Raw genomic sequence first — 10,292 nt, forward strand, 5'->3', positions numbered from 1 at the left:
CTTCATTTCTGTGGTATACTGAATGGCAGAATAAACATACAGGAGCGTTTCTTATGAATCATTTACTGGAAAAAATCAAACAGAAAAATGCATCCGCATTTACCCACAGCGGAAAATTTCATGCAGACGATGTTTTTTCTGCCGCACTGCTTTTATATCTGAATCCTGAGATCACCATCGCACGTGGAAACATTGTTCCGGAAAATTATGAAGGTCTTGTTTTTGATATTGGAAGAGGGCAGTATGACCACCACCAGAAAGACAGCCGTATCCGTGACAACGGCGTTCCCTATGCGGCATTTGGTCTTCTCTGGGAAAAACTCGGGCCGGAAATCCTCGGTGAGGAGCTGGCACAGAAATTCGATGAATCCTTTGTCCAGCCATTGGATATCAATGACAATACCGGTGAAAAAAACGAACTTGCCACGCTCATCGGCAATTTTAATCCTGGATGGGATTCCAAAGGCAGCAATGACGAGGCATTTTTCCAGGCAGTCAGTGTCGCCGGCATGATCCTGGAAAATAAATTTGAGCGTTACCTTGGAAATGAGCGTGCGGACAGACGGGTGGAAGAAGTTCTTGCAGAACACACCGAAGCCCTGGCTTCCGGTGAAACTCCGGCAGAAAATACCAATATCCTGGTACTTCCGGAATTTATTCCCTGCCAGAAGCGCCTTTCCGAAACCAATATCGCTTTTGTGATCTTTCCATCCAACCGGGGCGGCTATTGTATCCAGCCACAGAAAAAAGAATATTCCATGAATTATAAATGCAGCTTTCCTTCTTCCTGGCTGGGCCTGGAAGGAGAGGAGCTGGCTTCGGTAACCGGCCTTGAAAGTGCGATCTTCTGCCATAAAGGCGGTTTTCTCATGACCTGTGGAACTCTTGAGGATTCCATTCTTGCCTGCCGGAGCAGTCTTGCTGCTTTTCATGAGGAAGCTGTGATCGTAAGCCTTGGTGGAAATGATACGACTGACATGCTGCTTCAGAATCTTCCGGAGCTTCCTTCTGCCAGGATCGTGCATCTGCCGGTTCCTCAGCTTCCGGAACTGACTCTGAACGGGATCTACGGAGAACTATCCATGGAAAAAGCAGAATGGAAAAGCCATATAAAAGACCAGCTGAAAGAAATCCTCCGATACAGGCCGGAGGCAGTTTTCGCAGACAATGCCATGTTTTCTCTGTACCCGATCGTCCATGCACTGCGAAAAAAACATATTCCTGTCCTTACAGTAATAGAAAAAGACGGCCAGAAGCTTCTGGTGCGAATCCCATCTGGTTCATAAAATCTGTCAAGCGAAGCAGATATATTTATACTGCATATTCATACAGAAAGAAGGCATATTTATGCGCGAAGAAAAATTTAAAATGGAAAGGCAGGGACTGATCCAGGTAGGAGATAAAGTGAAAATCTCCGAATTTCTCTCTGCTACAAACTACAGCTACATTATTGAGCCTGCAGTAGCCATGTCCGGCTGCTATAGAAACGCAGACCGTATCAAGTCCAAAGAAGGGATTATAAAAAGCATTGAGCATACACCGCGTGGCTTTATTGTTACTGCAGAATTTGACGAATAAGCATACTGCTGATCAGATATCTGCCCCCTTTCAGGGTACATGCCTGATTCGGTTATGATCCGGCAGTTGACAATCTGCCGGATTTTCTGCGAAAAAAACGTCTAATTGTTTCTGGATTATTTTGCAAAAATCTGGTATTATAAAGAAGATATTTGTGTAATTTCTCTAATTATCAGGAAATTACAAATTTTTAGAACAGAGGTGTAATATTATGAGCTGGTACAACGAAGCAACCTTCTACCATATTTATCCACTTGGACTTACAGGCGCTCCTAAAGAAAATGATTACGGAACTCCTGTACATCGACTGAACACACTGCTGCCGTGGATCGACCACATTAAGGAAATCGGATGTACTGCCTTATATATAGGTCCGCTTTTTGAGAGTGTAGGACATGGCTATGAGACAACCGACTATAAAAAACTGGACTCCCGTCTGGGAACCAACGAAGACCTTACAAATTTTGTAAAAGCCTGCCATGATAAAGGGATCCGTGTGATCTTTGACGGTGTATTCAACCACACAGGCCGTGATTTCTTTGCTTTCAAGGATATCCAGAAAAACCGGGAGAATTCTCCTTACGTAAACTGGTACTGTAATGTGAATTTCGGCGGTAACACAGAATACAACGACGGATTCTCCTATGAGAACTGGGGCGGTTACAACCTTCTGGTGAAATTAAACCAGCGTAACCCGGAAGTTCAGAACTATATCTGTGATGTGATCCGTTTCTGGGTTTCCGAGTTTGATATTGACGGAATCCGTCTGGACGCCGCTGATGTCCTGGATTTTGATTTTATGCGTGTTCTCCGTCATACAGCAGATGAAGTCAAAAAGGATTTCTGGTTGATGGGTGAAGTCATCCACGGAGATTACAGCCGCTGGGTAAACGGACAGACCCTTCACAGCGTAACCAACTACGCCCTTCATAAAGCTCTTTACAGCGGACACAATGATCACAACTATTTTGAGATTGCCCACACAGTAAAATATCTTCAGAATATGGGAGATCTGGATCTTTATAATTTTGTGGACAACCATGATGTGGAGAGGATCCATACCAAACTTCAGAATAAGGCACATTTTGCACCGGTACATGTGCTTCTTTATACTTTGCCTGGTGTTCCAAGTATTTATTATGGATCTGAATTCGGAATTGATGGAAAAAAAGAGAAATTTTCCGATGCAAGTTTAAGACCGGCACTTGATCTGAAGGATTATGCAGATGCCGTTACCAAAAATCCATGCACAGCTCTGATCGCTGCTTTAGGTAAAGTCCGTCAGGGTACGCCTGCTTTAAGTTACGGAAGCTATTCGGAGCTTGCTCTTACCAACCGGCAGTTTGCTTTTGCCAGGGATCTGGATGGGGTACGCGTGATCGTTACCGTTAATAATGATGACAGTGAGGCGGAGATGAATCTTCCAACCGGAAGCGCAGATGAATATGTTGGCGCTCTTACAGGTAAAAAAGTACGGGTAGAGTACGGAAGGATCCGTGTCAGTATTGCTGCAAACAGCGGTGAGATCTGGCTTCCAGCTGGAGATATGCCGGAATATAAACCGGTTCAGGTTGAAGTTCCAGAAACTGCCGCAGCAAAAGAGAACGAAAGCAATGCGCCTGAGACAGAAGAGAATCAGGCGGCTGAAACAGGCTCTGTAGCAGAAGCTCCATCCACTCCTGAAGCGGAAGCTTCCAGCTCACAGGAAACAGCAGCGGAGGTACCGAATCCGGATAAAACACCGGAAGAAATGACCGTAGGCGAACTCCAGGCTGCTATCCTTGCAAAAATGGCAGGAAACGGACCGGTCACAGACCAGATGAAAAAAACCGTATACGACAACATCTGGCATGATTCCCTTGTAAACTGGCTGAAGAGCTTCCGCTAAAATTCAGAACATGATTTATAAATATTTTGTAATTTTGCGCAGATCACAGAATTTTCTGCTAATTTTATTCTTATTTTTTATAAATCTGTATATTGATTTTTTGCAAAAATATAGTAAAATAAACTCAATTTAATGATGATATACAAATCAAAGGCGATCTGGTTTCATACCGGACCGCCTTTGTCTGTATATCCGATGATATTACTTCTTATGCGGATCTTTTTGATCCCAAATACAAAAACAGTGAGGTTCTTCTGGATGATTTTCGCGTAATTATCGGCCTCACTGCCAAGAGCCTTGGATACAACAAGGTCATCTGGCTGAAAGATTGGATCGATCCTGATGAGACAAATATCCACTGCATCACACAGCAGCAGCCAACATGTATACTTTGAAGCAGGAGTTGCACTTCATACAGGTAAACAAAAAATGGCGGAAGCCTTAAACTTCCGCCATTTTCGTTTATCCATATTGATTATCGTTCATCAAACGGCACAAAATCTGTATGATGTCCCACATATTTGTAAGCAGGACGGATGATCTTGTTTGCACTGATCAGTTCTTCCAGACGGTGTGCACTCCAGCCAGGCATACGCGCAATGGCAAAGATCGGAGTGAAGAGTTCTTCCGGGATACCAAGCATGGTATATACAAATCCACTGTAGAAGTCTACATTTGCACAGACATTCTTGAACAGCTTCCTGTGCTCCATGATCAGCTTGCCTGCAATACCTTCAACCTTATCGTAAAGTTTGAATTCGTCTGTCATGCCTTTCTCCTCTGCAAGAGCCTGTGCAAAACGCTTCAGGATCACTTCTCGCGGATCAGAAAGGGTATAGACTGCATGTCCCATACCATAGATCAGCCCTGCATGGTCAAAGGCTTCTTTATTCAGCACTTTCTGCAGATATTCCGTGATCTCTTCGTCACTTTCCCAGTCTTTTACATTTGCCTTCAGATCTGTGAACATATTCTGGACCTTCAGGTTGGCACCACCATGACGCGGACCCTTCAGTGATCCAATAGAAGCGGCTGTGGAAGAGTAGCTGTCTGTTCCGGAAGAAGTTACTACATGTGTGGTAAATGTAGAGTTGTTACCACCGCCATGCTCTGCATGAAGCACAAGTGCGATATCAAGAACCTTGGCCTCAAGCTCTGTATACTTGCCGTCCGGACGAAGCATCAGCAGGATATTCTCTGCAAGGGAAAGTCCCTTCTGCGGATTACGGATAAAGAGTGTTTCATCTTTTCGGAAATGGCAGTATGCGTGATAGGAGTAAACCGCGATCTCAGGAAGCTTGGCAATCAGCTCCAGAGACTGGCGGAGCACATTCTCTACGGAAATATCCTCCGGATTATCATCATATGTATAAAGAGCAAGTACGCAGCGCTCCATGGCATTCATAATGTTGGCATTGGTTCCCTTCATGACAACATCACGTACAAAACGTCCTCCCAGATCTTCCATATCAGAGAGAAGTTCCAGGAACCTGGACAGCTCATCTTTACTTGGAAGTTTACCGAAGATCAGAAGATAGATCGTTTCCTCAAAGCCAAAACGTCTGTCCTTCAGACCGTTTACGATATCCTGTACATTGATTCCCTGATAATACAGTTCACCGTCTGCCGGAATACGTCTGCCATTGACCAGCTTATATCCGGTAACATCAGAAATTTCAGTAAGACCGGTAAGTACACCTTTACCTGCAGAATCACGAAGGCCTCTTTTTACATCATATTCCACATAGAGATTGGGATCAATGTGGTGATGCTTCAGCAGCTCCTGCTCAAAGAATTTCATTCTGCCTTTCAGCTGTTCGGAGTCCTCCAGACTCATCATTTCATGCTTTTTTTCCATAATCTTTTCCTCGTTTCCCCATTGTATATTAAAAAACACTGATACAGTTAAGATTGGTTACATCTTCGTAATCAGTGTTCGGGTATGGCATACATTTGTGTTTACCTGATTAATAATTCTACAGTAAAAATTCCGAAAATGCAAGAGGGTATTTTATTTTTTCGTGCATACCTCTGGTTTCTGCAACAAAGCTATGTTATGATTGTTCCGTAACTTTTTCTATAATAGAAGGGAGAATTTAAAAGAATGCAAAGCAGCATCAACAACATTTATCAGCTGGAGGGAAGAGTCCCTGTCGCAAAAGCGATCCCATTTGGACTTCAGCACATCCTTGCCATGTTTGTGTCAAACCTGACACCGATCACGCTGATCGCAGCCTCAGCCCAGCCTGCTCTTACCCAGGCACAGATCGCAATCCTGCTCCAGAATGCCATGTTTGTGGCAGGAATCGCTACGCTGATCCAGCTTTACCCCATATGGAAGATCGGTTCCAGACTTCCGGTTGTAATGGGAGTCAGTTTTACCTTTGTCACTGTTTTAAGTACGGTTGCAGCCAATTACGGTTATCCTGCCGTGATCGGCGCAGTTATGATCGGCGGTATCATGGAAGGAACCCTTGGCCTCCTTGCAAAATACTGGCGGAAGATCATCACACCGGTAGTTGCCGCTTCTGTCGTAACCTCTATTGGATTTTCACTGTTTACCGTAGGTGCCAGATCTTTTGGCGGCGGGTACAATGAAGATTTCGGCTCTGCGCAGAACCTGCTTCTTGGTACTATCACACTTGCTGTGTGTCTTCTCTGGAATGTACTCAGCAAAGGATATCTGAAACAGTTATCTGTGCTTGCCGGCCTGGTAGTCGGATACATCATTGCCATTTTTATGGGAAAAGTCGACCTTGGTTCCATCTTATCCGGAGGCCTTATTTCCCTTCCTCATCTGCTTCCTGTAAAACCGGAATTTCATGCAGGAGCCATTGTTTCCACCTGCATTATCTTCCTGGTATCTGCGGCGGAGACCATCGGCGATACTTCCGCACTTGTTTCTTCCGGACTGGACCGTGAGATCACTGGAAAAGAAATTTCCGGTTCTCTTGCCTGTGATGGTTATGCTTCCACGATCTCTTCCCTGTTCGGATGTCCTCCGGTAACATCCTTCTCACAGAATGTAGGACTGGTTGCTATGACGAAAGTCGTAAATCGTTTTACCATTATGACAGGAGCTGTATGTATGATCCTGGCCGGACTGCTGCCACCCATCGGAAACTTTTTCGCTTCACTTCCGGATTCTGTTGTGGGCGGATGTACCATTATGATGTTCGGTTCCATTCTGACATCTGGTGTACAGATGATCGCTTCCTGCGGTTTTTCCCAGCGGAACATTACCATTGTTTCTCTTTCCCTGGCCGTGGGAATTGGATTTACCACAGCAAGTGAAAGCGGGATCTGGGATATTTTCCCGTCTATCATACAGTCTGTTTTTGCGGAAAATGTAGTTGCTGTTGTGTTTATCATATCTATTGTTTTAAGCTGTATCCTTCCTGAAAACATGGATATTGAAAAGATCAAAGAATAGGGATGTAAAAATGTTTAAAATTCTCATTGCGGAAGATGACCGGGAACTTCGCCAGCTTTTCCAGCATATCCTGCTGAAAAACGGTTATACGGTAAAAGGGGTTTCCGACGGACAGGAAGCACTGAATGCCCTGGAAAAAGACTATTATGATCTGATCATCTCGGATATTATGATGCCAAACATGGACGGCTATGAACTGGTCCGTTCGCTCAGAGATGCCGGAGATTCCATTCCTGTACTTATGGTTACCGCCAAAGATGCTTTTGATGATATGCGTATGGGATTTCTGTCCGGTACGGATGATTATATGATAAAACCAGTTAATATCAATGAACTGGTTTTGCGGGTGGGTGCCCTTCTTCGTAGAGCACAGATGATCAATGAGCGGAAACAGCGGATCGGGGATACCATCCTGGAGTGCGATTCCCTGACGGTATCCACCTCCTCGGAAAATATGGTTCTTCCTCAGAAGGAGTTCATGCTTTTGTATAAAATGGTATCCTTTCCGGGAAAGATTTTTACCAGGCAACAGCTTATGGATGATATCTGGGGATATGATTCCGCAAGTGATGCCCATACTGTGGATGTCCACATCGGAAGGCTTCGGGAACGTTTCCGCGATAATCCGGATTTTAAGATCGTGACGATCCGTGGAGTTGGATATAAGGTGGTAAAAGCATGAAAAAGAAACCTTTCGAAAATTTAAGCATCCGCATACGTTTTATACTTATGATCATGCTGGAGCTTATCTGTGTATCTCTGATATCCTGGATTGTTATGGATGTACTGCATATTTCAGATGTTCCGTACATTGTATGGATCATCCTGGCCAGTGTGATCGCAGGGGGCGTTCTCAATAATTTCCTCAGTATCCGGTATTTTGGCCCTGTATTAAAGCTGGAAAAAGCCATGCAGCAGGTAGCAGAGGGAGATTTCTCCGTCCGACTAAAAACCGGAAAACATCTGAAGGAAATCCAGGACATTTATTCCAATTTTAATCTGATGGTCCAGGAACTGGAAGCAACGGAAATTCTGCAGACAGATTTCGTTTCCAATGTTTCCCACGAATTTAAAACACCCATCAGTGCCATTGAGGGATATGCAACTCTTTTGCAGGATAGTGACATGCCTATATCAGAAGAGCAGGAACAGTACATAGACAAAATCCTTTTTAATACCGGAAGGCTTTCACACCTGGCTGGAAATATCCTGCTATTGTCCAAAATTGAGCATCAGGCGATCCAGACCCGCCAGAACTGGTACCGCCTGGATGAGCAGATCCGGCAGTCCATTGTTATGCTGGAACCGAAATGGTCCGAAAAAGAGCTCGAATTTGATGTGGACATGGTAGATGTGGAGTATCTGGGAAATGAGAATCTCATCTGCCATGTATGGGACAATCTGCTTTCCAATGCCATCAAATTCAGTCCCTGTGGTGGTACAATCTATATCCGGATGATGCCGGAAGGGGAAAAGATCCGTTTTTCCATAGAAAACGAAGGGCCCCAGATCCGTGAAGACTCCATGAAACATATTTTTGACAAATTTTACCAATGCGACAGTTCCCATAAACAGGAGGGGAACGGTCTTGGACTTGCCCTTGTAAAACAGATCCTGAATCTGTGCAAGGGAACGATCTCTGTAGAAAATATTCCCGGAAGTGGCTGCCGTTTTACTGTTATACTGTAAAATAAATACTTTATTATATCTTGAAAATGAAAACAACGGACATCTTATTTTTACTACAATGAGGTGTTTCCGTTGTTTTTTATTTTGCACAAATTTTTTTATAAACTTCAACAATTGTTGAGAAACAGTTGATATTTGGTTGCAGATCATCTTTTAAAGTATAAGATAGTTATTTATAAAAAAACAGGAGATGTGAAATATGTTATTAAAAAAAGAACCTGCCTACAGGAAGGCAGAAAAGGAAGATTTTCCACTGATCCGGGAATTTATCCGGAGAAATTATAAAGACCGCTGGGAATTTGAGGAAGCACATACAGAAAAACGCCTGACCAGACTTTTGTTTTATACTTATATGATTTCCAGAGACAGTATTACCGTGGCAACCTACCGCGATCAGGTAGTTGGAGTGCTTATAACCGGCAAAGGATCCAAGGTCCGTTTTGCTCCGGTTTTTCGTCTGAAAAAAGGCTATCATTTCCTGCGCCTGAAACTTACCAGAGAAGGCCGCAAGAATCTGGAACATTTCAACAAACTTCAGGATATGAAAAAACAATTGACCATTTCCAGCGAAAACTCCTCTTCCCCAAATATCCTCTTTCTTTATGTGAGCAAAGATTATCGCAGAAACGGAATTGGTACCGGGCTTCTTAAACAGATTTCAGCAGAAAAAAATACCGATTGTTCTATATATATGGACCAGCTGGATCACAGAGCGTTTATGGAAAGCCATGGTTTCATAAAGAAAAACGAGGTTTCCCAGATGCGGGAGCTGAACAAAAAACGCTTCCGGGAAAGCGTAGCTCTTTATCAGAAGAAAACCCATTGAGAAATGCATTTATGAATTACACAGGAGAAAATATGATATGAGAAAAATTGGAATTATGGCTGACAGCCACAGCGGTATTTTAAAAAAGGAAGCAGAGGAACTGGATATTCATGTTCTTCCCATGCCTTTTTATCTGAACGGAGAACTTTTTCAGGAAGACTTAAATTTTTCCAGAAAAGGATTTTATGAAAAACTCCGTGATGGAGCAGATGTCTCAACTTCACAGCCTTCCCCTCAGGAGGTTATGGAAATGTGGGACGAAATGCTTTCATCTTATGAGCAGATCCTCTACATTCCGTTAAGCAGCAGTTTAAGTGGTTCCTGCATGACTGCTTCTGCCTTGTCGCAGGAACCAAAATACGATAATAAAGTGTTTGTGGTAGATAACGGACGGGTTTCCACACCTCTTCACCGCTCTATTCTGGATGCAATAGACCTGGTGGAAGATGGATATACAGCACAGCAGATCAAGGATATCCTGGAGGCTTCCCGTGAAAAAACCGTGATCTATGTTGGCTTAAGTACACTGGAATATCTGAAAAAAGGAGGACGCATCAATGCCACCACAGCACTGGCCGCAAATCTTCTCAATATCAAACCGGTTATGAAATTTGGGACCGGTAAGCTGGATATTTTTCAGAAATGCAGAGGCATAAAGAAATCGAGAAAAGCCATGCTCGATGCCATGCACAACGAACTGGAAACAACTTTCAAAAAAGAATATGCGGCCGGAAAAATATATCTTATGGCTGCATCCAGCAGTACTTCGGAAGTTACCGCAGACTGGATCTCACAGATCCGGGAAAGCTTTCCGGGAATGGATGTGATGTGTGATGATCTTTCCCTTGGTCTTTCCTGCCATATTGGTCCGGACGGGC

10 protein-coding genes are annotated in these 10,292 nt (G+C 43.8%); 8 read left to right on the forward strand and 2 right to left on the reverse strand.

Going from position 1 to position 10,292, the window contains the following annotated elements; all coding sequences use genetic code 11:
* Positions 1-53 precede the first annotated feature (53 nt).
* From GPK81_RS03965 to GPK81_RS03975, 3 genes are all read left to right on the forward strand, one after another.
* On the forward strand, positions 54-1,286 hold the full coding sequence (locus GPK81_RS03965) for an MYG1 family protein (RefSeq protein ID WP_118070025.1): 1,233 nt from the start codon (positions 54-56) through the stop codon (positions 1,284-1,286).
* Between the two features lie 61 nt (positions 1,287-1,347).
* Positions 1,348-1,578 (forward strand): hypothetical protein, encoded by a 231-nt coding sequence (locus tag GPK81_RS03970; protein WP_021978019.1) that lies wholly within the window; start codon positions 1,348-1,350, stop codon positions 1,576-1,578.
* A gap of 211 nt (positions 1,579-1,789) precedes the next feature.
* The gene (locus GPK81_RS03975) at positions 1,790-3,466 is read left to right on the forward strand and encodes an alpha-amylase family glycosyl hydrolase (protein ID WP_215706578.1); all 1,677 of its coding nucleotides are present in this window, start codon (positions 1,790-1,792) and stop codon (positions 3,464-3,466) included.
* 164 nt (positions 3,467-3,630) lie between these two features.
* Here GPK81_RS03975 and GPK81_RS03980 read toward each other — a convergent pair whose 3' ends face one another.
* Complete coding sequence (locus GPK81_RS03980; RefSeq protein ID WP_118070029.1) at positions 3,631-3,825, reverse strand: hypothetical protein; 195 nt, start codon at positions 3,823-3,825, stop codon at positions 3,631-3,633.
* A 116-nt stretch (positions 3,826-3,941) separates the two neighbouring features.
* Positions 3,942-5,324 (reverse strand): citrate/2-methylcitrate synthase, encoded by a 1,383-nt coding sequence (locus GPK81_RS03985; RefSeq protein ID WP_244096044.1) that lies wholly within the window; start codon positions 5,322-5,324, stop codon positions 3,942-3,944.
* Between the two features lie 246 nt (positions 5,325-5,570).
* On the opposite strand from GPK81_RS03985, the gene GPK81_RS03990 reads away from it, so the two are divergent.
* The 5 genes from GPK81_RS03990 to GPK81_RS04010 form a co-directional block, all read left to right on the forward strand.
* Positions 5,571-6,899 carry a uracil-xanthine permease family protein gene (locus GPK81_RS03990; protein ID WP_118070031.1) on the forward strand — a complete coding sequence of 443 codons (1,329 nt, stop codon included), beginning with the start codon at positions 5,571-5,573 and terminating at the stop codon, positions 6,897-6,899.
* Between the two features lie 10 nt (positions 6,900-6,909).
* Positions 6,910-7,581 (forward strand): response regulator transcription factor, encoded by a 672-nt coding sequence (locus GPK81_RS03995; protein ID WP_021978023.1) that lies wholly within the window; start codon positions 6,910-6,912, stop codon positions 7,579-7,581.
* The gene (locus GPK81_RS04000; RefSeq protein WP_021978024.1) at positions 7,578-8,588 is read left to right on the forward strand and encodes a HAMP domain-containing sensor histidine kinase; all 1,011 of its coding nucleotides are present in this window, start codon (positions 7,578-7,580) and stop codon (positions 8,586-8,588) included. Before GPK81_RS03995 ends, GPK81_RS04000 begins: the two co-directional genes overlap by 4 nt.
* 199 nt (positions 8,589-8,787) lie before the next feature.
* A complete protein-coding gene (locus GPK81_RS04005; RefSeq protein ID WP_215706579.1) occupies positions 8,788-9,414 on the forward strand; it encodes a GNAT family N-acetyltransferase in 627 nt (208 codons plus the stop codon).
* Positions 9,415-9,451: 37 nt separating this feature from the next.
* On the forward strand, positions 9,452-10,292 hold an 841-nt coding region (locus GPK81_RS04010; RefSeq protein WP_215706580.1), incomplete at its 3' end, for a DegV family protein.

Origin of the sequence: Blautia sp. MCC283, assembly GCF_018785565.1 — a bacterium.
Classification (GTDB): domain Bacteria; phylum Bacillota; class Clostridia; order Lachnospirales; family Lachnospiraceae; genus Blautia_A.

What these genes read in the sequence shown, in the direction of transcription:
- GPK81_RS04005 (WP_215706579.1), top strand. Translation starts at nt 8,788, where the DNA reads ATGTTATTAAAAAAAGAACCTGCCTACAGGAAGGCAGAAAAGGAAGAT.
- GPK81_RS03965 (WP_118070025.1), top strand. Translation starts at nt 54, where the DNA reads ATGAATCATTTACTGGAAAAAATCAAACAGAAAAATGCATCCGCATTT.
- GPK81_RS03995 (WP_021978023.1), top strand. Translation starts at nt 6,910, where the DNA reads ATGTTTAAAATTCTCATTGCGGAAGATGACCGGGAACTTCGCCAGCTT.
- GPK81_RS04000 (WP_021978024.1), top strand. Translation starts at nt 7,578, where the DNA reads ATGAAAAAGAAACCTTTCGAAAATTTAAGCATCCGCATACGTTTTATA.
- GPK81_RS03985 (WP_244096044.1), bottom strand. Translation starts at nt 5,324, where the DNA reads ATGGAAAAAAAGCATGAAATGATGAGTCTGGAGGACTCCGAACAGCTG.
- GPK81_RS03990 (WP_118070031.1), top strand. Translation starts at nt 5,571, where the DNA reads ATGCAAAGCAGCATCAACAACATTTATCAGCTGGAGGGAAGAGTCCCT.
- GPK81_RS03970 (WP_021978019.1), top strand. Translation starts at nt 1,348, where the DNA reads ATGCGCGAAGAAAAATTTAAAATGGAAAGGCAGGGACTGATCCAGGTA.
- GPK81_RS03975 (WP_215706578.1), top strand. Translation starts at nt 1,790, where the DNA reads ATGAGCTGGTACAACGAAGCAACCTTCTACCATATTTATCCACTTGGA.